This window comes from Cobetia sp. SIMBA_158 (genome assembly GCF_046566945.1).
Lineage (GTDB): Bacteria > Pseudomonadota > Gammaproteobacteria > Pseudomonadales > Halomonadaceae > Cobetia > Cobetia amphilecti.
Window position 1 is genome coordinate 12,121 of the sequence record NZ_JAWJYL010000008.1, and the last position, 22,664, is coordinate 34,784.

The 22,664-nt window shown below is 62.1% G+C and carries 27 protein-coding genes; 20 read left to right on the forward strand and 7 right to left on the reverse strand.

Features of this window, described 5'->3' with window-relative positions:
- The first annotated feature begins 70 nt into the window (after positions 1–70).
- The 15 genes from R2R70_RS12845 (at position 71) to R2R70_RS12915 (ending at position 12,617) form a co-directional block, all read left to right on the forward strand.
- Entirely contained in the window at positions 71–643 is a 573-nt protein-coding gene (locus R2R70_RS12845; protein ID WP_279832844.1) for a TerD family protein, read from the forward strand.
- A 94-nt stretch (positions 644–737) separates the two neighbouring features.
- Positions 738–1,316: a TerD family protein gene (locus R2R70_RS12850; RefSeq protein ID WP_410978212.1), complete on the forward strand. Its 579-nt coding sequence runs from the start codon at positions 738–740 to the stop codon at positions 1,314–1,316.
- Between the two features lie 63 nt (positions 1,317–1,379).
- The gene (locus tag R2R70_RS12855) at positions 1,380–1,808 is read left to right on the forward strand and encodes a hypothetical protein (RefSeq protein WP_410978213.1); all 429 of its coding nucleotides are present in this window, start codon (positions 1,380–1,382) and stop codon (positions 1,806–1,808) included.
- A 98-nt stretch (positions 1,809–1,906) separates the two neighbouring features.
- The gene (locus R2R70_RS12860; protein WP_410978214.1) at positions 1,907–3,124 is read left to right on the forward strand and encodes a phosphoribosyltransferase domain-containing protein; all 1,218 of its coding nucleotides are present in this window, start codon (positions 1,907–1,909) and stop codon (positions 3,122–3,124) included.
- On the forward strand, positions 3,124–3,879 hold the full coding sequence (locus R2R70_RS12865) for a hypothetical protein (RefSeq protein WP_410978215.1): 756 nt from the start codon (positions 3,124–3,126) through the stop codon (positions 3,877–3,879). The genes R2R70_RS12860 and R2R70_RS12865 overlap by 1 nt, the downstream gene beginning before the upstream one ends.
- Positions 3,876–5,018, forward strand: coding sequence for a cysteine protease StiP family protein (locus tag R2R70_RS12870; protein WP_410978216.1), 1,143 nt, complete (start codon positions 3,876–3,878; stop codon positions 5,016–5,018). Before R2R70_RS12865 ends, R2R70_RS12870 begins: the two co-directional genes overlap by 4 nt.
- Positions 5,011–5,889 carry an aldolase/citrate lyase family protein gene (locus tag R2R70_RS12875; protein ID WP_410978217.1) on the forward strand — a complete coding sequence of 293 codons (879 nt, stop codon included), beginning with the start codon at positions 5,011–5,013 and terminating at the stop codon, positions 5,887–5,889. The genes R2R70_RS12870 and R2R70_RS12875 overlap by 8 nt, the downstream gene beginning before the upstream one ends.
- Before the next feature lie 12 nt (positions 5,890–5,901).
- The gene (locus tag R2R70_RS12880) at positions 5,902–6,633 is read left to right on the forward strand and encodes a hypothetical protein (RefSeq protein ID WP_410978218.1); all 732 of its coding nucleotides are present in this window, start codon (positions 5,902–5,904) and stop codon (positions 6,631–6,633) included.
- 78 nt (positions 6,634–6,711) lie between these two features.
- On the forward strand, positions 6,712–7,323 hold the full coding sequence (locus R2R70_RS12885) for a TerD family protein (RefSeq protein WP_192837699.1): 612 nt from the start codon (positions 6,712–6,714) through the stop codon (positions 7,321–7,323).
- A 51-nt stretch (positions 7,324–7,374) separates the two neighbouring features.
- On the forward strand, positions 7,375–7,767 hold the full coding sequence (locus R2R70_RS12890; protein WP_410978219.1) for a hypothetical protein: 393 nt from the start codon (positions 7,375–7,377) through the stop codon (positions 7,765–7,767).
- A gap of 552 nt (positions 7,768–8,319) precedes the next feature.
- Positions 8,320–9,489: a TauD/TfdA family dioxygenase gene (locus tag R2R70_RS12895; RefSeq protein WP_410978220.1), complete on the forward strand. Its 1,170-nt coding sequence runs from the start codon at positions 8,320–8,322 to the stop codon at positions 9,487–9,489.
- A complete protein-coding gene (locus tag R2R70_RS12900) occupies positions 9,489–10,088 on the forward strand; it encodes an HD domain-containing protein (RefSeq protein ID WP_410978221.1) in 600 nt (199 codons plus the stop codon). Before R2R70_RS12895 ends, R2R70_RS12900 begins: the two co-directional genes overlap by 1 nt.
- A 255-nt stretch (positions 10,089–10,343) precedes the next feature.
- On the forward strand, positions 10,344–10,670 hold the full coding sequence (locus R2R70_RS12905; RefSeq protein WP_054556216.1) for a gamma-glutamylcyclotransferase family protein: 327 nt from the start codon (positions 10,344–10,346) through the stop codon (positions 10,668–10,670).
- Positions 10,671–10,847: 177 nt separating this feature from the next.
- Positions 10,848–11,324 (forward strand): GFA family protein, encoded by a 477-nt coding sequence (locus R2R70_RS12910; protein ID WP_054556217.1) that lies wholly within the window; start codon positions 10,848–10,850, stop codon positions 11,322–11,324.
- Between the two features lie 309 nt (positions 11,325–11,633).
- Positions 11,634–12,617: a LysR substrate-binding domain-containing protein gene (locus R2R70_RS12915; protein WP_165873978.1), complete on the forward strand. Its 984-nt coding sequence runs from the start codon at positions 11,634–11,636 to the stop codon at positions 12,615–12,617.
- Between the two features lie 229 nt (positions 12,618–12,846).
- Here the strand turns inward: R2R70_RS12915 and R2R70_RS12920 are convergent, their stop codons facing one another.
- On the reverse strand, positions 12,847–13,722 hold the full coding sequence (locus R2R70_RS12920; protein WP_410978222.1) for a LysR family transcriptional regulator: 876 nt from the start codon (positions 13,720–13,722) through the stop codon (positions 12,847–12,849).
- Between the two features lie 243 nt (positions 13,723–13,965).
- Between R2R70_RS12920 and R2R70_RS12925 the strand changes: the two genes are divergently transcribed.
- Positions 13,966–14,481 (forward strand): lactoylglutathione lyase family protein, encoded by a 516-nt coding sequence (locus R2R70_RS12925; protein ID WP_043333918.1) that lies wholly within the window; start codon positions 13,966–13,968, stop codon positions 14,479–14,481.
- Positions 14,482–14,636: 155 nt separating this feature from the next.
- Here the strand turns inward: R2R70_RS12925 and R2R70_RS12930 are convergent, their stop codons facing one another.
- The gene (locus R2R70_RS12930) at positions 14,637–14,882 is read right to left on the reverse strand and encodes a hypothetical protein (protein WP_043333917.1); all 246 of its coding nucleotides are present in this window, start codon (positions 14,880–14,882) and stop codon (positions 14,637–14,639) included.
- Positions 14,883–15,329: 447 nt separating this feature from the next.
- Positions 15,330–15,455 (reverse strand): hypothetical protein, encoded by a 126-nt coding sequence (locus R2R70_RS12935; RefSeq protein ID WP_263643033.1) that lies wholly within the window; start codon positions 15,453–15,455, stop codon positions 15,330–15,332.
- Positions 15,456–15,805: 350 nt separating this feature from the next.
- On the opposite strand from R2R70_RS12935, the gene R2R70_RS12940 reads away from it, so the two are divergent.
- Positions 15,806–16,501: a haloacid dehalogenase type II gene (locus tag R2R70_RS12940; RefSeq protein ID WP_410978223.1), complete on the forward strand. Its 696-nt coding sequence runs from the start codon at positions 15,806–15,808 to the stop codon at positions 16,499–16,501.
- 246 nt (positions 16,502–16,747) lie between these two features.
- On the opposite strand, the gene R2R70_RS12945 is transcribed toward R2R70_RS12940, so the two are convergent.
- A complete protein-coding gene (locus R2R70_RS12945) occupies positions 16,748–17,497 on the reverse strand; it encodes an IclR family transcriptional regulator (protein WP_410978224.1) in 750 nt (249 codons plus the stop codon).
- A 118-nt stretch (positions 17,498–17,615) separates the two neighbouring features.
- On the opposite strand from R2R70_RS12945, the gene R2R70_RS12950 reads away from it, so the two are divergent.
- From R2R70_RS12950 to R2R70_RS12960, 3 genes are all read left to right on the forward strand, one after another.
- Positions 17,616–19,193, forward strand: a complete 1,578-nt coding sequence (locus tag R2R70_RS12950) for an MFS transporter (RefSeq protein WP_410978225.1) — start codon at positions 17,616–17,618, stop codon at positions 19,191–19,193.
- 86 nt (positions 19,194–19,279) lie between these two features.
- Complete coding sequence (locus R2R70_RS12955) at positions 19,280–20,308, forward strand: HlyD family secretion protein (RefSeq protein WP_410978226.1); 1,029 nt, start codon at positions 19,280–19,282, stop codon at positions 20,306–20,308.
- 116 nt (positions 20,309–20,424) lie between these two features.
- The gene (locus R2R70_RS12960) at positions 20,425–21,519 is read left to right on the forward strand and encodes an NAD(P)-dependent alcohol dehydrogenase (protein WP_410978227.1); all 1,095 of its coding nucleotides are present in this window, start codon (positions 20,425–20,427) and stop codon (positions 21,517–21,519) included.
- Positions 21,520–21,628: 109 nt separating this feature from the next.
- Here the strand turns inward: R2R70_RS12960 and R2R70_RS12965 are convergent, their stop codons facing one another.
- The 3 genes from R2R70_RS12965 to R2R70_RS12975 are packed head-to-tail and all read right to left on the reverse strand — an operon-like array spanning position 21,629 to position 22,614.
- Positions 21,629–21,997: a Lin0512 family protein gene (locus tag R2R70_RS12965; RefSeq protein ID WP_054556226.1), complete on the reverse strand. Its 369-nt coding sequence runs from the start codon at positions 21,995–21,997 to the stop codon at positions 21,629–21,631.
- A complete protein-coding gene (locus tag R2R70_RS12970) occupies positions 21,994–22,392 on the reverse strand; it encodes a Lin0512 family protein (RefSeq protein ID WP_410978228.1) in 399 nt (132 codons plus the stop codon). Before R2R70_RS12970 ends, R2R70_RS12965 begins: the two co-directional genes overlap by 4 nt.
- Positions 22,393–22,443: 51 nt before the next feature.
- Positions 22,444–22,614: a hypothetical protein gene (locus R2R70_RS12975; RefSeq protein WP_160317865.1), complete on the reverse strand. Its 171-nt coding sequence runs from the start codon at positions 22,612–22,614 to the stop codon at positions 22,444–22,446.
- Positions 22,615–22,664 lie beyond the last annotated feature (50 nt).

The following is a 22,664-nucleotide window of genomic DNA, read 5'->3' on the forward strand; positions in this document are numbered from 1 at the left end:
GGCAAGCATCCACCGGGTGCTTGCCAGTGCCTCTCCACCGGCACTGACCCCCAATCACAGGAGTTTTTTCATGATCGATCTGAGCAAAGGCAGCCGCATCAATCTGGCGAAAGAAGCCGAAGGCGCGACCAAGTTCACTCTGGGCATGGGCTGGGATGCACGTATCACCGATGGCGCAGACTTCGACCTTGATGCGTCTGCCCTGATGCTGGATGCCGCTGGCAAGCCGGTGGGTGCCGAGAAATCCCTGGTCTTCTACGGCAACCAGACCTCCCCGTGTGGCGGCGTGGCCTCCACCGGCGACAACCTGACCGGCGAAGGTGACGGCGACGACGAAAGCATCATCGTCGATACCACCAAGCTCGACGCCGCCGTCGAGAAGATCGTGGTCGTCGTGACCATCCACGAAGCCGACTCTCGTGGCCAGAACTTCGGCATGGTCGACAACGCCTTCATCCGCATTCTGCAGGATGGCAAGGATGAGCCGGTCGCGCGCTACGACCTGACCGAAGACTATTCCGCTGAAACCGCCGTCATCTTCGGTGAGCTGTACAAGAAGGACGGTGACTGGCGCTTCGTCGCCAAGGGCGATGGCTTCGCCGGTGGCCTGGCGGCCTTCCTGAAAGGCTACGGCCTGCAGTAAGCCAGACTGGGCAGGCGCGCTGACTGACTGGCCGCCTGCCCTCCTCGCAAGACCTGAAACCTCTCTATTCAGTGCAATACAGGACGACTGACCCATGGCTATCTCTCTTTCCAAAGGCGGCAACATCTCCCTGAGCAAGGAGTCTCCGGGGATTACTCGCATCCAGATCGGTCTGGGCTGGGACAGCCGTGTGACCACTGGCGCCGACTTCGATCTCGACGCCAGCGTGTTCGTGCTCAACGCCGAAGGCAAGTGCCGCAACGACCAGGACTTCATCTTCTACAACAACCTGAAATCCGCTGACGGCTCCATCGAGCACACCGGTGACAACCGTACCGGTGAAGGCGACGGTGACGACGAAGCCATCCTGGTAGACCTGTCCAAGGTGCCGGCCGATGTCGACGCCATGGCCGTTGCCGTGACCATCCACGATGCGCAATCCCGTGGCCAGAACTTCGGTGGTGTCGAGAATGCGTTCGCCCGCATCGTCAATCTGGAGACCAACCAGGAAGTGGTTCGCTACGACCTGTCCGAGGACTACTCCACCGAAGACGCGATGATCTTCTGTGAAGTCTATCGTCGCAACGGCGAGTGGAAGTTCCGAGCAGTCGGTCAGGGCTTCTCCAACGGCCTGGCAGGCCTGGCCTCCAAATATGGACTGACTGCCAACTAAGCGCAGTGCATCCCGATGGCGGGGACGCTCGTCCCCGCCTCTTTTCCCGGGCCAGGAGCCTGTATGTCGAATCATTCCAAACTGCGTGCTGATCTTCTCAGCGCGGCAGAAGGCGCTTTCTGGCTGGTGACCACGTGGAGCAGCTTCTGGCTGGGCTTCAACGGCCATCCCGTCAGGTGCCTGGTACCGCTGATTCTCGCCACGATCGTGGTCGCCGCCACCTTCTTGCATCGTCCGTGGGCCATCACGCTCAGTCGGTATCGCGCGCGACTCAGCCGCACGGAAATGCTGTGGCACGTGCTGGTCATCCCCATGACCTTGGCCATCCCGATCTGGATGCTTCTGGAAAGCTTGTTTGGCCGACTGACCCCATCGTTCCAACTGGTACTGGTGGCCGCTCTCAGCATCTCTGGCTGGTGCGTCTACCTCATCACCATCGGCATCAAGCGAACTTTCCAGAGACTCCGACGCCGTGATAGCGCGGCAGCGTGACGCGCAATTTATCGTCGCTGCACGCAAAAAAAAGTCGCAAACCTCTCTCTCGTGCAAAAAAGAGTCGCGACCTCACCTTCTTATCAGGAAATGGACGAATGACATCCTCGACACTCACCAAACAGATCGACATTGCCGCCGGGCGTTTGGACCTGTCACTCACTGAGGGAGCGGAGCGACTCGACGAGCTGCTGACATTCGCGTCTCGACTCAACCCGCGCCGGGGCTACCTCTTCGTCTCCAAGGTGCTGGGCAAGCATGTGCCTGTCCTGCCCTCGAAAATGGATGCCATTCATGCCGAGCTGGCGGACACCCTCTGCCTGGCGGGCAAGATCCCCTACGTGGTGGGCATGGCGGAAACCGCCATTGGCCTCGGAGCGGGCGTGGCCCGGCATCTCGGTCGCCGCACGACGCTGGCCGTGTACCAGCACACCACGCGTTTTCTGGTGCCGCAGCCGTGGCTGCGCATTCGCGAGGCGCACTCCCACGCCGACACCATGCACATCGCTCACCTGAATGATGAGTCTGCAGCGCTGGCCGCTGAGTCTCGTGACCTCGTGCTGGTGGACGATGAAATCTCGACTGGCAAGACGCTCGCCCAACTGGCCCGAGAGCTGCTGAATACCGAGCTGCTGGCCCATGTCACCGACCTGCACATCGTGTCGTTGGTGAGCTGGCTGACCGATGAGGCCCGTGCTGCCCTGCTGGCGGAACTGCCGTCACATGTCGAAGTGCATTTCGTCCAGTTGATGGCCGGCACCTTCACCTTCACTCCCGATCCTGACTATCGGGCCGAGTTGCCCGAGCATGTGGATACCGACTTCTGCGCAACGCTAGTCGCTGAAGGCCGTCCGTCAGCTCCCCTGCCCATCGAGCAGGATGGTCTGTTCGGCAAGGTGCTCGGTCTTGAGGATGAGCCGTGGCCGGAGCGCATCGCTGAATGTCATGCGCTGTACTCAGAGCTGTATCGCGACCCCGAGATCACGGGCCCGCTGGCCGTGTATGGCATGGGCGAATACCTCGACGCGCCCTTCCGTCTCGCCCTGGCACTTGAGTCCCTTGGCCACGACGTGCGCTTCCAGAGCTCAACACGCTCACCCATTGCCGTCGGTGATGACATTGCCGGCATGTTGGAGATCCCCGCGATTGGCCAGAGCGGCCGCGAGGGTAAGCGTCACTTCCTGTACAACCCGGACGACTCCCGCCAGCCGCTTCCCTTCAGCGGTATCGGGGATTCCGCCATGCACGCGGCTCTTACCAGCGCGCACTGGGCCTATAGCCGCACCATCAGCGCCAAGGTCGAGGAGAACGCGTGATGTCAGGACGCCTGATCGTACTCACCGACCTGGACGACACCCTGTTCGCCAGCGAGCGCTCCCTGCCCACCGGTGCCGAGCGCACCCGGATGGCGGCTGTGGATGGTGAAGGCCGTCCGCTCTCCTACCAGACCCCTCAGCAACAACGCCTGTGGGACATGTTCTGCTACGCCGCCGACACCATCGTGCCGGTCACCGGGCGTACCAGTTACGCGCTGGATCGGGTGAACCTCGAATTGGACGCCGAGTACTCGGTGGTCAGCCATGGGGCACTCCTGCTCCAGAATGGGCAGGTGATGCCGCAATGGCAGGCACGGCTGGCCAGTGAGCTGGATGCCGCAAAGCGCAATATCCGCTTGGCGAGAGAATCGCTCGAAGTGGTGTTGGCCGAGGAATTCCCGGCGACCATGCTGAGCCTGCGTGAGCTGAGTGACCTCGAGGTGCCGGTCTACCTGTCGATCAAGGCCCCCGACTTCCTGCCGCCGGGCTTGCATGACCGCCTGGTGGCCGTGGCAGAGGCGCACGACCTGTCCCTGCACCGCAATGCGCGCAATGCCGCCCTTCGCCCGGCTTACACCTGCAAGGCCGCGACCTGCGACTACCTGCTGGAGCATGTGCTGCAGCGGCAACCCCAGGACACCGTGATCGCGCTGGGTGACAGCCTGTCCGACCTGAAATTCATGGCCGCCAGCGACATGGCGGTGATCCCGACCCGTAGCCAGATCTGGCATCAGCTCAAGGAACTCGCCCAATGACGACGATGGCCCCCACAGCACCGTTGCATGGCTCATACCAGCCTGCCGATTGCCGCTTCCTGCTGACACCGATCGAGGGTCAGTTCCTCTCGGTCGAGGAGAAGGAGCGCCGCATCCAGTCGGGAGAGGCCCACTACAGCGAGATGATTCATCGCGAGCCGGCACCGAGTGCCGATTACCTGACCCTGTTCGAGACGCTGTGTGAGCGTTATGCGCCGCGTCTGGCCAGTGAAGTCCGCCAGCTGGCGGTCCAACTGCTGCTGGATTACGGCCGCAGTGACGAGCCGCTGGTGCTGATCAGCCTCGTGCGGGCCGGCACCCCGGTGGGCGCGCTGCTGCGCCGCGCGCTGGTCGACCATGAAGGCCAGGCCGCCGAGCATTACAGCGTGTCGATCATCCGTGACCGGGGCATCGACCATGCGGCGCTGGACTATCTGCTGGATGAGGTGGGCGTGGCCGCGCGCCGGATCGTGTTCGTGGACGCCTGGACGGCCAAGGGCGTCATCACCGGTGAGCTCAAGCGTGACATCAACCGCTACAACGCCAATCGCAAGGCCCGGCACAAGAGCACGATCCCGGCCAAGCTGGCGGTCGTGTCCGATATCGGTGGCACCGCGGACTATGCCGCGACCTACGAAGACTATGCGATTCCGTCAGGCATTCTGAATGCGACCGTCTCCGGCCTCGTGTCGCGCTCGGTGCTCAATGATCAGGTGCCGGCAGGCGCGTTCCATGGCTGCGTGGTCTATGACGAACTGGCGGAACATGACCAGTCCCAGGCCTTCATCGAGCGCGTTGCAGCCCATCTCGGGGAATTCACGACGCCGGATGAAATGGCGATCGCCGAGAATGAGCGCCTGCGTCAGCAGACCCTCATGGGCGAGATGCTCAAGCAGATCCGCAAGGATTACGCCGTCGACGACATCAATCACATCAAGCCCGGCATTGCCGAAGCGACCCGCGTGATGCTGCGCCGTGTCCCGGCCTTGCTGATGGTGCGTGATACCCAGCACCCCGACGTCGAGCACCTGATGTTGCTGGCAGCGGAAAAATCCGTCCCGGTCGCCGTGCGCCCCGAGATGCCCTTCCACGCCTGCGCGTTGATCAAGGCCATGACGCATGAGGTGGCGCATGACTGACTGCCTCTATGGATCACTCGGCGCTTCACTCTACGTGCCGGCGACGCACCAGCAGCTCGACAGCATTCTGCGTGAGGGCTGCCACCATGCTCGCTCGCTGATCATCTGCACCGAAGATGCCGTGGCCGAAAGCGATGTGACATGGGCCGTGCACCGCCTGCTCAAGGCATTGAAGGCGGCTCCCCACGATGTCCCGCACCTGCGCTTCGTGCGCCCCCGCTCACCGGCCGTACTGGCCACCCTGCTGGCGGCCCCCGAGGCCATGGCTCGCCTGGATGGTGTCGTGATCCCGAAATTCGATGGCCAGACCGCCGGCGAATGGCAGGCCGTGCTGGATCATGCGCCGACGCTGGCGGTCATGCCGACCCTCGAGACGGCTGCCATGTTCCGCGACACCGGTGCCGATGCTGTCCTGTGCGCCCTCCAGAAGCTTCATAACCCGGTCATCGCGCTGCGTATCGGCGCCAACGACTTGCTGGGCACCCTGGGAATCAAGCGTCAACCGGGGCAGACCATCTATGACACCCCGCTGCGCGGCACCCTGGAGCGCATCGTCACCACCTTCCGCCCTGCCGGGTACGAGCTGGCAGCACCGGTGTGTGACCTGATCGATGAGCCGGAAACGCTGGGGCGCGAACTGGCCCAGGACATTGCGTGGGGCTTCTACGCCAAGACCTGCATTCACCCGACGCAGATTGACGTCGTGGAAGCGCACTTCACCCGTGCGCTCTCCCGCCAGCAAGATCAGGCGAACGCCCTGCTGCATGCGGACGCCGCCGTCTTCCGACATGAAGGACAGATGCTCGAGAAGACGTGTCACGGAGGGTGGGCGCGCCGCGTTTCCTCCCTGAAGCTGAAAGCCATTAGCTGACAAGGACTGAACATGATCAATCTGAGCAAGGCAGACGAAACGGCCACGATCGACCTGACCAAGGGCAGCAACGAGCTTCTCGTACAAGCCCAGTGGGTCGATAACAACGACGGGCAGGATAACGATGATCTGGATCTCCGTTGCTCCATCCTCATGCCGGATGAACTGCAGTATCTGGTGGACGGTGCCTATCCGGGCAGCCTGACCGAACTGCCGTTCGTGAAACACCATGGTGACGTGCAGAGCGCCAGTGTCGATGCCCCGGGCGAGGAACGCATTACGGTGGCACGCGATATCGCCAAGCGCATGGGCGGCCCGGTCGCACTGTGCTTCAGCGTCTACTCCGCGCTGGCCAATGGCGCCGTGGCCGTGGCCACCCTGCGCCCGCGTATGACCATGAGCTTTGGCAGCCAGAAGGTGGTCTGCGAATACGACTTCACCAAGGACCCCGGTGCCAATGTCGACGGGATCTACACCTACGTGATCGGCTACGCCATCGTCACCGAGGGCGAAGTCATTCTGGCCCCGTCCGGCAAGACCGCCAGCCGTGGCGCCGAAAACACCGCCTGGTTGTCATGGCACGGCACGTCGATCGACCTGAACCTGAACGGCCCTGCCGTGTTCAAGGGCGCTCAGGCGAGTCAGGCAGCCAAGTACAACGCGAAGCACAACATCACCAAGCGCTTCGCCAATATTCCCGATGCCGGCGCGAAGAAAGGCCTGTTCGGAAAGCTCTTCAGCTGATTCACCGGGGCCGCCGGCGGCGGCCCCTTCTTCCACTGCCGCCTCAGGCGCGCAATACAGCAAAGGAAACAGACACTCATGGCTATCAATCTTTCCAAGGGTCAGCGCATCAGCCTCGCCAAGGATGACGGCACGAAGCTCGATTACATCGAGATCGGCGTGAACTGGGGCGCGATCGAAAAGAAGGGCTTCTTCGGCAAGAAGAACGTTGCCGTGGACCTGGATGCCTCAATCGGCATGTTCGATGCCAACGGCAAGAGCACGGACATCGTCTACTTCGGCAACCTCAAGTCCAAGTGTGGCTCCATCAAGCACAGTGGCGATGACCGTACCGGCGACACCGGTGGCGATGACGGCAAGGACAACGAAGTCATCCAGATTGACCTGATGCGCGTGCCGAAGGAAGTCAATCACCTGGCGGTGGTGCTGAATTCCTTCAGTCAGCAGAAGTTCGACGCCATCCCGTTCGCCAACGCCCGTATCCACAATGGTCGCGCTGGCCAAGGCGACGTGTTCGCCAAGTTCGATGTGTCCAACGACAAATCCTTCTCCGGCCGCGTCAGCATGATCCTGGGCAGCGTCTATCGTCATGGCAACGACTGGAAGTTCCGTTCCATCGGCGCTGCTATCGATGCACGTGATCTGAAATCTACCCTGCAGACCTTTGCCAGCGACTACATCAGCGCGTAATCACCACTGTCAGGGAGGATGGGTCAGCCGCGGCGGCTGGCCCATATGACAATGAACAAGACTCCACCACCTTGGGATGAGGTGCCGCTGTACGTTCGCTACTTCCAGGGCTTGCCCATCTGCGAAGAGCGCAAGGACGCACTGTCTGCACTCCAGAAAGTCTGCCAAGGGGAAGAGCTGGTTGCTTGGGTCAACGCTTGGGCCTGCGATGAAGACTGGCGCCGCGCACGGGACAGTATTCGGGCATACCGCTACAAGTCACGGCATCACCTGACCCGCGCCAATATCGATCAAGCCACCAAGTCGATACTGGAGCAACGTGCTCGCGCACTCGGCCTCCCCCTTTGGCAATACGTGCAGAACCTGGGATTGGATGAAGAAACGCTGGAACAGCTGGAGCAGCGAGCGAACTGCGAGCGCAAGGATAGATCTCCACAGGCTTGAGGTGCGGGGCGAAGGCCCCGGGCCTTCTTTCATGCCACTCTTCGCCCGCTATCAGTTTTCTTGAGATGCCATGGAGGGCTATACGAGTGAAACTTCAAAAGTTCAGGGAGACAAGACCACCTGTCACACGACAAGAGGCCGAGCGACAGCCCGTTGGCAGCGCTCGTTGTCGGTATGGCTCAAGGATGGTGTCGGGGCTCAGCAGAGCCTGAGCACCTGCAAGCGGAAAGGCCCATCAGGTCTGACCGAAGTCAGTACCAGAAATCTCTGAAACTACACACCGAAACGAACAACTTTTCAGAGCTCACCTCCACTGCAGCGCACTGCAGGAAACAGGCAAGTCAGTTGACTGTTCCCTGCAACGGCTCGAAGTGAACATCACTGAATCCTTGTATCAATTCACCAGTACGCTTCACGGGCCATTTCCTCGGGTTCCATCCACCTCATAAGAAAAATGCATACCCTCCGATAACACTCCCCCCCTACTTAGGTCCCATGCCTCGCTCCCATAATGGCCACGATATACAACCGTGCTAATGGAGAGATGCCTGCATGTCCCTGACCAATGCCCTGTCCGACGCGCTGCCGCTGACCCTGAGCGAGTCGCCGCTGTCACTGAACCTGATCACCGCCGAAGGCCTGGAGCCGGTCAGCCCGCTGTGGCTGCGCGAGCGCACCCAGGACCCGGAGCAGCTCGATGAGGTGACCACCCAGCGTCTGTTCGATTCGCATGCCATCGATGTCAACCTCGAGCTGACCGCGGCACGCCCGGTCGACGAGACGCACGTGGAATTCACCTTCAGTGACGGGCATTGCGAGGTGTATGACCTCACCATGCTGGCGCATGAACTGCAGGGCATCACGCCGTTCCCCAAGCCCGAGAGCTGGGATGCGAGCATCGATCAGCAGGCGCAGCGCGTCGACTGGGAGAAGATGGGCAACAATGAGGACTTCCAGAAGGCATTGAAGGCCTATCTGCGCTTTGGCTACATCATCGTGCAGAACGTGCCGACCGATCCGGAGCGCATTCTGGAAGTGGCCGGTCACTTCGGCTACGTGAAGGACACCAACTTCGGCAGCTACTTCGAGGTGTACTCGCGTCCGACGGGCAACGACCTGGCCTACCGCAGCGTGGCGCTCGGGCCGCACACCGACAACCCGTATCGTGATCCGGTGCCGGGCATCCAGATGCTGCACTGCCTGGTCAACGAGACCACCGGCGGCCTGTCCACGCTGGTCGACAGCCTCAATGCGCTCAAGCAGCTCAAGGCCGAGATGCCGGAAGGCTATGAACTGCTGCGCACCACGCCGATCGGCTTCCGCTTCCTGGATGCCGGCACCGAGCTGACCACGCGCCGCTGCGTGATTCGCGAGAATTCCGATGGTGAGCCCATCGGCGTCAACTACAGCCCGCGCCTCGATCATCTGCCGCACATGTCGCTGGAAAACACTCGCCGCTACCATCAGGCCCGCCAGCGTCTGGGGCAGCTGTTCCAGGACCCGGCCAACGAGATTCGCTTCCAACTCGAATCCGGAGAGCTGATGATGTTCGACAACACCCGCGTGCTGCATGGCCGTACGGCGTTCGACACCAATGAGGGGCACCGCCACCTGCAGGGCTGCTACATGGATAGCGATGGCCCGCGTGAGCGCTTCGCCACGACCCTGATGCGTCAGCGTCAGCAGCAGGCACAACAAGAAAACCGTGAGGAAATGGCGTAATGGATCAGGTTTCATTCACCCAGATGAAGGACGGCACCGCAGAAGACTATGCGTTGCTCGAGCGTCTTGAAGATCAGTTCAATGAAGGGCTGGTGGAGCGCCTCAAGCTTGCCCTGCGCAAGCTCGATGATGGCCTGAGTGGCTACAAGGTCAGCCGTCTGGAGCATTCCCTGCAGTCGGCGGCGCGCGCCGAGGCCGATGGCACCGATGATGACCTGGTCGTCGCCACCCTGCTGCATGATCTCGGCGATGAGCTGGCGCCCTACAATCACTCGCAGCTGGCCGCCGCCATCATTCGCCCGTACGTGCGTGCCGAAGTGACCTGGATCATCCATCACCACGGCCTGTTCCAGAAGTTCTACTACGGTCACTTCTACGGCGAGGACCGCAACGAGCGCGAGATCTACAAGGACCACCCCTGGTATCAGAAGTGCGTGGATTTCTGCGAGCGTTATGATCAGGCCGCCTTCGATCCCGACTACCCGACCCCGCCGTTGGAGCACTTCGAACCGGCACTGCGTCGCGTCTTCGCGCGCAAGCCCTTCGATCCGGACGTGATCGGCGAAGAGCCGGCCGGCGGTTTCGACAGCCGCGTCTGAGCGTGTGAAGGCGGGGGCGTGAAACGCGCCTGACCTGCTCCGCTCCCCCGCTTGACCATTGCCCTCACTGGCCCGCCCAGTGGGGGCAATCTGGTTTGTGGGCGTTGCGTTGAGTGCTCCACGTCAACAAGGGGTTGAACCTCGCCACTCAACCTTCATCATCATTGGCTAACGTCAGCGTCAATGAAGGCGGTGCCGGTACGGCCGTCTTTCCCTCGCGGATCATCCCCCTCCCCCAACCCGACAGGCAGACGCATGGAACATCTCTTCATCTACGGTCCACTGGGCCCCGGCGGCCTCAACGAACATGTCATCGCCAATATCGACGGCGAATGGAGCTCGGCCTATCTACGCGGCCGGCTGGAAAACACCGATCACGGCGATGAGCACAACTTCCCGGGTCTGGTCGTCGACAACACGGGCCAGGTGATACGCGGCCACGTGTTCTCCTCGGCGCAATTGCCCGAGCATTGGGATGCTCTCGATGACTTCGAGGGCCCCATCTATCAGCGTACCGTCACCACCGTCATTCTCGATGACAATCGTGAACTCGAGGCCTATGTCTACGCCCTGCCGCAGTGAGACTCACGCGCGGCACGGATAGCGATTGCTGGCTCGAGGCAAGAGATGGATGGATCGTGGCAAGTGATGAATGACGGCCCGCCGCCTTGCGCCCGGATGGAGTAACATTGCCCTTCGGGCGATGCATGGCCAGTCAGCGCCAGCATCCTCATTCATGCATCACAAGGGAGATTCCTCATGCAGCTTGAAGGTTCCTGCCACTGCAAGGCCGTCACATTCCAGCTCGAATCGCCGCACCCCTATCCGTATCAGCGCTGCTATTGCTCGATCTGTCGCAAGACGGCGGGCAGCGGTGGCTACGCGATCAATCTGGCGGGCGATGCCAATACCCTGAAGGTGGAAGGCCGGGACAATCTCTCCATCTATCACGCGGTGACCGACGGGGTCGAAAGTCCGGCGGAGCGCCACTTCTGCAAGCGCTGCGGCAGTGCGCTGTGGCTCTACGATGCCCGCTGGCCGGAGCTGATCCACCCTCAGGCGGGGGCGATCGACACCCCGCTGCCCGTGCCGCCGGAACATGTCCACATCATGCTCGACAGCAAGGCCAACTGGGTGGAAGTCGCGCACGAAGCACGTGATGCTCATCACGCCGAGTATCCCGAAGAGAGCATTGCCGCCTGGCATGCGCGAATTGCCGAGCGCGACACCGACTGATCTCAGCGGCGCGTCAATCAGGACCAGCAACTCCTCGATCAGGATCCGATGCGACGCTGGTCAGGATCCGTTGCGACCTCATGGCCTGATCCGCCGGGCTGAGCGTTGATGTCATTCGCTGCGTCGCGTATAAGTGCCGCCTATACAAGGCGGCACTCCTGTTTGTATCCGGTGATCCTTGGCTGATGCCTTCTCATGCCTCATCCAGGCAATCTCCCGAGCCATCAGCCAGGCCATCATCTAGGCCATCACCCAGGCCAAAACAGTACGAAAGGAGCGCCGCGACAGCGCATCACAGTGAGGACTCTCGTGCCGGCCCGAAAGACAAGCTCCCCAGCGCCGCTGGAAAGCGCAAGCCCTCTGGATGACCTGCCCTCCCTGCGCGGGCTGGTCGCCTTTGACGTGACGGTCCGCCTGGGGTCGATGACGGCCGCCGCCAGTGAGCTGGATACCACCCAGCCCACCATCTCCCAGCGCATCCGCGCGCTGGAGGAGCACCTGGGCCATCCGCTGTTCGATCGCCAGGGCGGCCGGCTGATCCTCAATCACTACGGCGAGAGCTTCCATGCCGAACTGGCAGGCGGGCTTGGCAAGGTATGCAGCGCCGTCACGGAAGCACGTCGCAAGGTGCACAAGCCGACGCCGCGCATCACCATCGCCGCGGGCGCCGGTTTTGCGCATGTCTGGCTGCGCCCGCGCCTGGAGCGGCTGGAGCAGGACTTCCCCGACTGCCACTTCACGCTGCTGCCGATCGATCGCGATGAAGACCCGCAGATGCAGCAGGCCGACATCGCGATCCGCTTCGGCCCGCCGCTGACGGGCGATCATCGCGATACACTTGTGGTCGCGGAGCGCGCCTTCCCGGTCTGCTCCCCGGACTACGCCCGGCGTCATGGGCTCGAGAAGGGGCTGGATGCCGAAGCGCTGTCGCGTATCACCCTGCTGCACCTGGACATGCGCGATACCCGCTGGCTGGACTGGGCCACCTGGTGTCGCCATGCGGGACTGCCGGTGCCACGCCTCGACAAGGCCTTCCCCTACAACAACTTTCCGCTGACGCTCAATGCTGCCGTCAATCATCAGGGCGTCGCGCTGGGCTGGAGCCACGTCATCCAGGACCTGCTCGACAACGGCTCGCTGATCGCCCTGACGCCGCATATCTCGCGGGACCGCCACGGCTATCGCATGAGTGTCCGCCATCCCAACAGCGCCGTGATCCAACCGATCACCCGCTGGCTGACACGCGAATTTTCCGGCCTCGAGATTCCGGGGCCTACCTCAAGGCAGCCATGAGTTGCCGCAAGCCCTCGCTCCGTCCGGCGCGCGCCGCCGAGACAGACTTCTCCCCCGACGAACGACAGAGACTCCCATGCAGCATCTTTTCATCTACGGCACCCTCGGCCCGGGTCTATGCGCTGAGCCAGCCGTGAGCTGCTCCATGAACTGTTTCATGAACTGCTCCATAAGCTGATCAGTGCGCTGATGCCCGGCGCTGATGCCTGAGCGTCGAGGCCTCGGCGCGCTACAGCGACACCTTCAGATACTCCAACACCCGTCTGGCGCGCGCCGAGAGCGGCCATTCCGCTCGCGTGAGCAACCATAGGGTATCGACCACCTCCGTGCTGCCCTCAGGCGGTGGCACCACCCGGATGGCCTGATGATCAGGGAAGGCTTCACGGGCATGGCGCGGCACGACGCTGAAGCCCAACCCGCGGGCGACCGGCTCCAGAATCAGACTGATCTGGTTGGTGGAGCCACTGCGCGGCAGTGAGCTGATGCCCGGATTGCCCGGGAAGCGCCGACTCAACAGGCGCGAGGCCATGTCCTGACCATCCGGGTGGTCGATGAAGCCCAATGTCTCGAGATCCCCCCAGTCATGGATCTCGACTCCCGCCGGCACCACCAGCTCGAGGGGCTCACGCGCCCACTCCGTCACGCTCAGGCGCGGGTCATCCGGCTTGAGCGTGACGATCCCCAGCTCGAAGCGATTCTCCAGCACGGCCTCCACCACCTCGCGCGTCGGCGCGAAGCGATGGTGGACATTGAGGCCCGGCGACTCCTGCTGAAGCGCCAGCAAGCGCGGATAGATCGCCAGACCAATGCTGCCCGGCGTGATCAGCCAAATGTCGCCATGACTGTCTTCATTGCCCGCCAGGCGCTGGGTCAGGCGCTGCTCGGCGGTTTCCATCTCACGCGCGAAATCCAGCAGTGCATGGCCGGCCGGCGTCAGTTCGATCTTGCGCGGATGACGAATCAACAGCGTGCCAAGTCGGGTTTCCAGCTGGCGCACATGCTGACTGACGGCGGCTTGGGTCAGATCGAGCCGCTCCGCGGTGCGCGTGAAGTTGCCGACACTCACCAAGGTGCAAAAGGTGCGTAGCCATTGGGGTTGCAGCATTCAAGCTCCTGGGGGCTGGAAGAATCAGGGGGCAGAGTCAGGGGACAGAATCAGGGAGTCAGCGTCAGAGGAGTAGCATCAGCAAGACTGCGACGGATAACCCCTACTGCCATAAGAAAGTCTTATCATTATCATAACAGCCACGTAGTTTTCATTATTGCTCATGACGCCCAAGATGGCATCCAACGTCACGCAGGCAGTGACCGAGCCATTTTCTTCACGACTCACATATCGAGGTGACTCATGAGCAACGAAAAGAACACACCGTATCCGCGCACCTTCTCCCACATCGGCCTGTCCGTTGGTGATGTGGAAGCCGCAGTCAAGTTCTACACCGAAGTGCTGGGCTGGTACGTGGTGATGGAGCCGACCACCATCACCGAAGATGACTCCGCCATCGGCGTGATGTGCAGCGATGTCTTCGGTCCGGGCTGGGGCAGCTTCCGCATCGCCCACCTGTCCACCGGCGACCGTATCGGCGTCGAGATCTTCGAATTCCCGAACCACGAGACGCCGGAAAACAACTTCGAGTACTGGAAGACCGGCATCTTCCACTTCTGCGTCCAGGACCCGGACGTCGAAGGACTGGCCGAGCGCATCGTCGCCGCCGGCGGCAAGCAGCGCATGCCGGTACGCGAGTACTTCCCGGGCGAGAAGCCGTTCCGCATGGTCTACATGGAAGACCCGTTCGGCAACATCCTCGAGGTCTATAGCCACAGCTATGAAATGACCTACGCCGCCGGAGCCTACCAGAACTGAGCACGGCCGCAGACGTCAGATACAGCAAGGCCCCGCCATGGCGGGGCCTTGCTGTATCTGACATTTGTGCTCGAGACATCCCGACAGGAACCTCGAGAGCAACGCACGATGACCTTCGTCGGGGCGAGCCCAGCGAAATCCCACCCGCTCACGCCTCAGTGGATGACGGGCATGCTGCGCACACGACGGTAAAGACTCTGACTGGCGAGTTCCGGACTGAGCAAGGCAATCCGTGCCTTCTGCACTGCAAGCTCACGTTGCAACAACGACCAGGTGCCGATGAACTCGGCACACTCACCACAGTGCACCAGGTAATCATCAGAGCGCTCATGATATTGGTAATCCATGCTCAGGCAGTTACATACCGGGCAGGACAGAACGGCGTTGGCTTTCTCATCCATGATTCGATTCCCTGGAGCCACACTGATTGAATTCACGGCAATGATCACACGCGTTCAGGTAACCATTACGGGTGTGAACATCCCTCATACTCTGCAAAGCCCACTGAACTCACACTATCCATGATGTGATATCTGTACAACTCTCTCTTGTGGGCGACATTTCTCGAAACGTTAACCAGTGGTAACTTGCTGGCGTGTTCAGCACGTTGATCTCATCGCGACTCGCCAGTCACCATGAACGCGACGAACACCCCGATAGCAAATCACTTCTCCATGATTACACAGCGATACGCAAGACTACATTCGCTGACCGATGGCGAGCCGGCTTCAGACTCGCGAAACCGCAAAGCGTGCTTACCCTGCAGGTTCTGTCGCCAAACGGCATGAAAAAACCCACCCTGGAGGGTGGGTTTTACGTGAAGCCCTTCGGCTGTCACCGCCAGTCGATCATTTCATCTTGCGCGCCGAATCATCCTGCTCGATACGGGTCAGTAGCTTGTCAAAGACGCCAGTCGCCAACAGCACAAAGGTGACGGCCAAGCCAAGCCCCATCCAGATAGCGATATTGCTCATTGTCCCTTACCCCTGCTGTTTTCTTGGTTTTTTCAGCCCTTCTGCGACGCAATATGGCGTAAATTCAATGTTTGTACAACATTTGATCATGAAAATATCGAGCGCCGTCAGACGCTGAGGCTGCCGGTGTCATTCCAGACCTTTGATAAGCGTCATCACACTGCCAGCGGCCACCATTTGAGCAATCACTCAACAACAGGTAGTCTTGCGTCATGAAGAAAGTGACGCGGGCTTGCCAGCGCTGATTCCTTGGCGCTGATCCGCTGGCACTGACCCCCTGACGCTACCCGTCAGCCTGCCACCTCGCTTCGCACCCACTGCATGTCTGAAATATCACCCCAGGAGTCACCATGTCTGACACGACCTTTCCCGACGTACTGGTATTCGACGTCAACGAGACACTGCTCGACATCACCACTCTCTCGCCGTTGTTCGCACGCGTGTTCGGTGATGAGAGCGTGTTGCGCGAATGGTTCGCACAGCTGGTGCTGTACTCGCAGACCATGACGCTCTCACAACGCTACACCCCCTTCGGGGCGCTCGGCGTGGGCGCCCTCAAGATGGTCGCCGACATCCATCAGGTCAGGCTCGCGGATGACGATATCGATGAGCTCAAGTCGCGCATGGCCGAGATGCCGGCCCATCCCGATGTCGCCCCGGCGCTTGAGCGCCTCAAGCAGGCCGGTTTTCGTCTGGTGACGCTGACCAATTCCCCCGCAGGCGCCTCCCCGACGCCGCTGGAGAAGGCCGGTATCAGCGAGGCCTTCGAGCAGCATTTCAGCGTCGACAGCGTCAAGCAGTTCAAGCCGGCGCCGGCCACCTATCAGCATGTCGCCGAGCAGCTCGAAGTCGAACTGGACGACATGTGCATGATCGCCTGCCATGTGTGGGACACCATCGGAGCCCAGGCCGCCGGCATGCAGGGCGCCCTGCTGACGCGCCCGCACAATGCCGTGCTACCCGCCGAGAATGTGCCGACCCCGGACTTCATCGCCGCGGAGCTGATGACCCTGGCGGACCAGCTGATCGCGGCCAGAGAGGCCTGAGCGAGCCCTGGCCTCTGAGCTCTCTTTCCAAGCTCTATATCTGAGTGCTGCCTCGTAAAAACACGCCGCCCGTCCATTCGGACGGGCGGCGTAGCTGTGCCTGCCTTCCTATTCGCTCTTTCCTAGCTTTGTCGTCGATCTTTCTGCTTTCTCGCCAACCTCTCCGCTTCCTCGGCGATCTCTCCACCACCTCGCCGTTCGATCAGCCGCCGCACACGGCAGCCTTGCCGCCTTGGCGAGACGCGCTCACTTGAGTGAACGAAAGGCCTTGAGCATCTCGTCACGTGTCGCCTGCAGCGCGGCCTGAATCTCCGCCCTGCGCTCGCTGATGCGCCACGAGGGGCCGACCACGGACACGGAGTAATGGCCCTGGCTGGTCTCCAGGCCGATTCCGATCGCGCCGACCCCCTGCATATGCTCGTCCTCATCATGGCCGATGCCGGTGCGACGCACCTCGGCCAGTTGCGTCAGCAGTGCCGGCATCGCGAGGGTGTTGTTCGTGTAGGCCGTGAGTTCCGTGCCCAGCAGGCGCTCCACCTGCTCATCCTCGAGATGCGAGAGCAGCACCTTGCCGCTGGCTGTCGCATGCAATGACAGGAAGTTGCCGGCCATCGGCGATACCCGCAGCGGCAGCGGCGACAACACCGAGTGCAGTATCAGCAGCTCGTTGCCGCTCAGACTGCAGAGCACCACCGTTTCCTCGGTGGAGCCGCTCAACGCCTCCAGAAACGACTTGGCATGCGTGGTGATATCGAGCTGGCTATGGCGCGCCAGCCGCATCAGCGCAGAGCCGAGCCGTATCCCGCCATGGCCGTGGATTTCCAGCAGGTCTTCCTGGGCCAGCGCATCGACCAGCCGCTTGACGGTCGAGCGCGGCAGATCGTTCCTGGCGGCGATCTCCCCCAGGCTCATGCCCTGCTCACTGCCTTCCAGACTCTTGAGAATCGCCGCCACTCTGGCCACGACCTGCACGCCACTACCTTCTCTTGTGGACACAGACACAACTCCTTAACAAGCTAACTACTTGCCTAACGAAACCACCAAGTGGTACAGTGTACCGCATAACGAGACACCCAAAGTGTCTAGCGCTTCACCTCAAAACGGGAACTCTACAGTGGCCGCTCCTCAACCCTTCAATCTACGACTCGCACTCGGTCTTGTGGGCATTCTGCTCGCATCGCTGATGTCCGGTGTGGGAGAGCGTGTCACGCAGACCGTCCTGACGGATGTGGTCGGACACTTCGGCTTCTCCCACGATGAGGGCAGCTGGCTGACCACCATCTACAGCGCGGCGGAAGTCTCGATGATGCTGCTCGCCGGCTGGCTGGCCGTCACCTTCAGCCTGCGCCGCTTCGCGATCGGTGCCTGCCTGTCACTGGCCCTGTTCTCACTGCTGGTGCCCCTGGCCGACAGCTTCCCGCTGATGGCGGGGCTGCGCGTTGCCCAGGGGCTGGCCTCCGGCAGCATCCTGCCGCTGTTGATGATGTCGGCGCTGCGCTTCCTGCCGTGGCACAGCAAGCTCTATGGCCTGTCGGCCTATGCGATGACGGCCACCTTCGGCCCTTATCTATCGGCACCGCTGGCCGCTCTCTATGGCGACCTGGGCGACTGGAATCTGGTGTTCTGGGAAACCGCGCCGGTATGCCTTCTCGCCGCCGCGCTGGTCTCCTGGGGCCTGCCGCAGGACCCGCTCAAGCTGGAACGCTGCAAGCAGTTCGACTGGCTCGGTGCCTTGCTGGGCGTCACCGCCCTGTGCGCGCTGGTCGCCGGCATGACCCAGGGTGAGCGACTCGACTGGGGCAACTCGCCGTTGATCGTCGCTCTGCTGACCACGGGCGGGCTGGTCTTCGTGACCTTCCTGATCCATGAGTGGTTCCACCCGATGCCGCTCTACAAGCTGCAGCTGCTGGCACGTCGCAACTTTGCCTTCGGCATCATCACCCTGTGTACCTTCATGTTCCTGACCCTGGCCGCCGGCACCATTCCCGCCGCCTTCCTGGGGGAAGTGCAGGGCTATCGCCCCATGCAGCTGTTCCCGGTCATGCTGACCATGGCCCTGCCGCAGCTGCTGCTGGCACCGCTGGTGGCGACACTGATCAACCGCAAGAGCGTCGACAGCCGCTACGTGATGGCCACGGGCCTGGTGTTGATCCTGATCAGCTGCCTGCTGGGCTCGCAGCTCACCAGCGACTGGAATCGAGACAACTTCTATCTCATCGAGGTGCTCAACACCCTGGGCCAGCCGATGGTGGTGGTACCGCTGCTGATGAATGCCACCGGGGCGCTCAGCCCGCTGGAAGGGCCGTTCGCCACCGCGATGGTCAACTCGCTGCGCGCCCTGTTCACGGTGGTGGCCTCCACGGTCTACGGAAGCTTCCTCGTCACGCGTGAAGCCCTGCACACCACCCGCCTGGGCGAGGCACTCGGCCTGCAGGGCAATCAGCCCGCCGGACTCATCCAGGTCGATGCGGCAAGCGATATCACCACGCGCATCTCCGAGCAGGCCTCCGTGATGAGCTATGCGGATGCCTACCTCGCCATCATCCCCTTCGTGATGGCGCTGCTGATACTGGTCATGGTGCTGCCGATCCGCGCCTATCCGCCCCAACCGGCGCCGGCACCTCAACCAGAGCCATCGCCAGCACAGCGCTCTCAGTCTCAGCCCTCTCGAGCACAACCCTCCGGGGCATAGACACAGACAAAGCCGGCGGCTGCCCGCCAGCCAGGATTCAGTCACTTCCTCCTTCTTCGACATAGACGACGAGATACGACACCGACATGAACAAGACACGTACCACCCTACTGTTGAGCGTTCTGGCGCTCCTGCTGGTCGCGACCTACGCGGGCCTCTACTGGAAGGGCCACGATGGCCGCGAAGCCACCAACAATGCCTATGTACGCGCCGATAGCGTGATGGTGACCACACGCGTCGCGGGTCAGATCGACAAGGTGCTGGTGGAAGACAACGAAGTGGTCAAGGAAGGCCAGATCCTGGCCACGCTGGATGACCGCGATTACCAGGCCTCCCTGCACTCCGCCCAGGCCGATCTCGCCGCCCAACAGGCAGCGGTCGGTGACCTGGATGCCAACATCGAGCGTCAGCACGCCGTCGTGCAGCAGTCCATCGCCGAAGTGAAGTCCACCCAGGCCTCGCTGCGTTATGCGCGCAATGATGCCAAGCGTTACCGCAGCCTGCGCATGACCAACGCCGCCTCCCAGCAGGACAAGGAAAAGGCCGATGAACAGCAGGGCATCTGGGAAGCCAATCTCGTACAGGCCCAGGCGGCTCAGCACTCGGCGGAAAAGCAGATCGGCGTCCTTGAAGCCCAGCGCGTGGAAGCCCTGGCCGAGGTCGAACGCTCACGTGCAGCGCTCGAGCAGGCAGAGCTGAACACCGGCTATACCGTCATTCGTGCGCCGAAGGACGGCATCGTCACCCAGCGCTCACTGCGTGTCGGCGCCTACGTGCAACCGGGTGATTCGCTGCTGGCCATCGTGCCGCACAAGGAAGCCTATGTCGTCGCCAACTATCTCGAGACCCAGATGGCCGAGATGGAGCCGGGCCAACCGGTCGAGATGACGCTGGATAGCCTGCCTGGCAAGACCTTCACTGGCCATGTCGACAGCATCGCACCGGCCTCCAGCAGCGCCTTCTCGGCCGTGGCCAGCGAGAACGCCACCGGCAACTTCACCAAGATCACCCAGCGCATGCCGGTCAAGATCGTGTTCGAGCCGAACCAGCCCGACTTCGACAAGGTACGCATCGGCATGTCCGTGATTGCCCATGTCACGACCCAGCAGCCCTGAGCGACTTGCGACAGCCCTGAAACCGTCAAGAGAACCGTCCCGGAGGACACGCCGCCCCGGGACGCCTCTGAAGAACGCCATCACGCCATCACTCGATCATCAACGGGATCAACACCATGAAAATTCGCGCCGCCGTCACCGCTACCCAAGGCCAGCCCTTCGACCTCAAGGACGTCGAACTGGCGTCCCCCAAGGGAGACGAGATTCTGGTACGTGTCGTGGCCACCGGGGTCTGCCATACCGATGCCGCCGCACGCGACCTGGGCATCGCCCCCTATCCGATCGTGCTCGGCCATGAAGGAGCCGGTGTGGTCGAGCAGATCGGTGACAATGTCCGCGACATGGAAGTGGGCGACCATGTGGTGCTCTCCTTCGCGCACTGTGGCCATTGCAGCCACTGCCTGACCGGACACCCGACCGTCTGCGAGCGCGGCGGTGAACTCAACTTCGGCGGTGTGATGGATGATGGCGGCAAGCGTCTGAGCTGTGACGGCCATGACGTCGCCACCTTCTTCGGCCAGTCGTCCTTCGCCACTCACGCCGTGGTCAGCGAGCGCAATGCCGTCAAGGTCGACAGCGATGTCGATCTCGCCCTGCTGGGCCCGCTGGGTTGCGGCATCCAGACTGGCGCCGGCACCATCCTCAATCGCCTCAAGCCGGGCTTCGGTGACAGCCTCGTCGTGTTCGGCTGTGGCGCCGTGGGCCTGAGTGCCGTGATGGCGGCCAAAATCGCCGGCTGCAAGAACATCATCGCGGTCGACCTGCACGAGAGCCGTCTGGAGCTGGCCCATGAGCTGGGCGCGACCCACAGCGTCAACGACAAGACCGAGGACCTGGTCGGCGAGATCAAGCGCATCACCGATGGCGGCAGCGAATTCTCCCTCGAGACCACCGGCGTGCCGATGCTGGTGCGCAGCTCCCTGCAGGTGCTGCGTCCGCTGGGCACCTCTGCCATCGTCGGCCTGACCCACGATGTGACCCTGGACGTGCACCACGACCTGATGGCGGAAGGCAAGTCGATGATCGGCGTGATCGAAGGCGACGCCGTGCCGCGCGTCTTCATCCCGCGTCTGGTCGGCTACTACAAGGAAGGCCGCTTCCCCTTCGACAAGCTGATCCAGATGTATGACTTCGGTGACATCGAACAGGCCTTCGCGGATTCGAAATCAGGCCTGACCGTCAAGCCGGTGCTGCGCATCAGCACGCTGTAATCAGCGCCTGCGCCATCGGGTCTGAACCGTAAAGCCCCCGTGCGTCACTGACGCATGGGGGCTTTCTTCGTTGGTCGACACGACCTCAGTCAGCGCGCTCGCGCATTGCCTACGACTGACACAGCTGCCAGGCGTCGTGATCGATATCGAGCATGGCGGCGATGGCGGCCGAGGCGATGACATGCGTCTGGCCACTGGCCTCGTCATGCACATTGAGACCACCCTGCACCACCGTCACCTCGGCGCGCCCACGGGGAAGCTCGCGCGCCACCGCGTCCGTATCCACGGCGTCCGGCTCCTGGACCGCGATGGTGACCTCGACGCGCATCTGGTGGTGATCGATGCCGAGTGACTGGAACATCACGATGGAGGAATGATGCAGGGCGTCATGCACCGCACGGCAGGCGGCCTTGGTGTAGTCCATGCCGTAGAGGTCATTGCCGGTGCCCATCTCGAGAATGATGCGTTGCTCGCTCATGACTGACCTCCTGCCGACTGCCCGGGCGTGGAAGAAGTGGACGCCGCGCCGGTGGCGGCCATGTCGAATGACACGATGATGGCGACATTGGCGATCACGCTGACCCCGCTGCCATCCGGCTTGGCGACATCCAGCCCGCCCTTGACCACGCGCACACTGGGCTGACCGTAGGGAAAGATGCCCAGCAGGGCGTCACTGTCGACCTTGTCGGGCTGCTGCACGCCGATCTCGACCTCGATCAGCATCGCCTCCTTGGGGAAGCCGAAGGCGTCCGCCACGTTGAGCGAGTTGTGCCACAGGGCATCGCGGATGCCACGTGCCGCCGCCTCGGTGTAGTTCTGGCTGCGAATGGAGGTGCCCATGCCGAACTGGGTCACCATGCGTGTCTTGGCCACATTACCCCCTGATTTCCTGTCACGGAAAAGACGTACCACTCGCGCCGCCTATCAGCGCGGATGCTTGAAAAGCCCGATCACCCAACCTATCCCGCCCAGCAGCAGGGCGCCCTGCCAATCTCCCTGGAACAGCTCGATCAGCGCCAGGACGATCGCCACCAGCTGCGCACTGCGCACCGGGCTGACCGTCGCTGTGGGCTTGCGGTCATCCTGCTCTGACATGCGGCCTCCCGTCGCTGGCCCGATGCCATCGTCGGGCGATGATAACGCCG

Excerpts from the sequence above, each read along its gene's own strand:
- R2R70_RS12845 (WP_279832844.1), top strand. The coding sequence starts at position 71 with ATGATCGATCTGAGCAAAGGCAGCCGCATCAATCTGGCGAAAGAAGCC.
- R2R70_RS12850 (WP_410978212.1), top strand. The coding sequence starts at position 738 with ATGGCTATCTCTCTTTCCAAAGGCGGCAACATCTCCCTGAGCAAGGAG.
- R2R70_RS12855 (WP_410978213.1), top strand. The coding sequence starts at position 1,380 with ATGTCGAATCATTCCAAACTGCGTGCTGATCTTCTCAGCGCGGCAGAA.
- R2R70_RS12860 (WP_410978214.1), top strand. The coding sequence starts at position 1,907 with ATGACATCCTCGACACTCACCAAACAGATCGACATTGCCGCCGGGCGT.
- R2R70_RS12865 (WP_410978215.1), top strand. The coding sequence starts at position 3,124 with ATGTCAGGACGCCTGATCGTACTCACCGACCTGGACGACACCCTGTTC.
- R2R70_RS12870 (WP_410978216.1), top strand. The coding sequence starts at position 3,876 with ATGACGACGATGGCCCCCACAGCACCGTTGCATGGCTCATACCAGCCT.
- R2R70_RS12875 (WP_410978217.1), top strand. The coding sequence starts at position 5,011 with ATGACTGACTGCCTCTATGGATCACTCGGCGCTTCACTCTACGTGCCG.
- R2R70_RS12880 (WP_410978218.1), top strand. The coding sequence starts at position 5,902 with ATGATCAATCTGAGCAAGGCAGACGAAACGGCCACGATCGACCTGACC.
- R2R70_RS12885 (WP_192837699.1), top strand. The coding sequence starts at position 6,712 with ATGGCTATCAATCTTTCCAAGGGTCAGCGCATCAGCCTCGCCAAGGAT.
- R2R70_RS12890 (WP_410978219.1), top strand. The coding sequence starts at position 7,375 with ATGAACAAGACTCCACCACCTTGGGATGAGGTGCCGCTGTACGTTCGC.
- R2R70_RS12895 (WP_410978220.1), top strand. The coding sequence starts at position 8,320 with ATGTCCCTGACCAATGCCCTGTCCGACGCGCTGCCGCTGACCCTGAGC.
- R2R70_RS12900 (WP_410978221.1), top strand. The coding sequence starts at position 9,489 with ATGGATCAGGTTTCATTCACCCAGATGAAGGACGGCACCGCAGAAGAC.
- R2R70_RS12905 (WP_054556216.1), top strand. The coding sequence starts at position 10,344 with ATGGAACATCTCTTCATCTACGGTCCACTGGGCCCCGGCGGCCTCAAC.
- R2R70_RS12910 (WP_054556217.1), top strand. The coding sequence starts at position 10,848 with ATGCAGCTTGAAGGTTCCTGCCACTGCAAGGCCGTCACATTCCAGCTC.
- R2R70_RS12920 (WP_410978222.1), bottom strand. The coding sequence starts at position 13,722 with ATGCTGCAACCCCAATGGCTACGCACCTTTTGCACCTTGGTGAGTGTC.
- R2R70_RS12925 (WP_043333918.1), top strand. The coding sequence starts at position 13,966 with ATGAGCAACGAAAAGAACACACCGTATCCGCGCACCTTCTCCCACATC.
- R2R70_RS12930 (WP_043333917.1), bottom strand. The coding sequence starts at position 14,882 with ATGGATGAGAAAGCCAACGCCGTTCTGTCCTGCCCGGTATGTAACTGC.
- R2R70_RS12935 (WP_263643033.1), bottom strand. The coding sequence starts at position 15,455 with ATGAGCAATATCGCTATCTGGATGGGGCTTGGCTTGGCCGTCACCTTT.
- R2R70_RS12940 (WP_410978223.1), top strand. The coding sequence starts at position 15,806 with ATGTCTGACACGACCTTTCCCGACGTACTGGTATTCGACGTCAACGAG.
- R2R70_RS12955 (WP_410978226.1), top strand. The coding sequence starts at position 19,280 with ATGAACAAGACACGTACCACCCTACTGTTGAGCGTTCTGGCGCTCCTG.
- R2R70_RS12960 (WP_410978227.1), top strand. The coding sequence starts at position 20,425 with ATGAAAATTCGCGCCGCCGTCACCGCTACCCAAGGCCAGCCCTTCGAC.
- R2R70_RS12965 (WP_054556226.1), bottom strand. The coding sequence starts at position 21,997 with ATGAGCGAGCAACGCATCATTCTCGAGATGGGCACCGGCAATGACCTC.
- R2R70_RS12975 (WP_160317865.1), bottom strand. The coding sequence starts at position 22,614 with ATGTCAGAGCAGGATGACCGCAAGCCCACAGCGACGGTCAGCCCGGTG.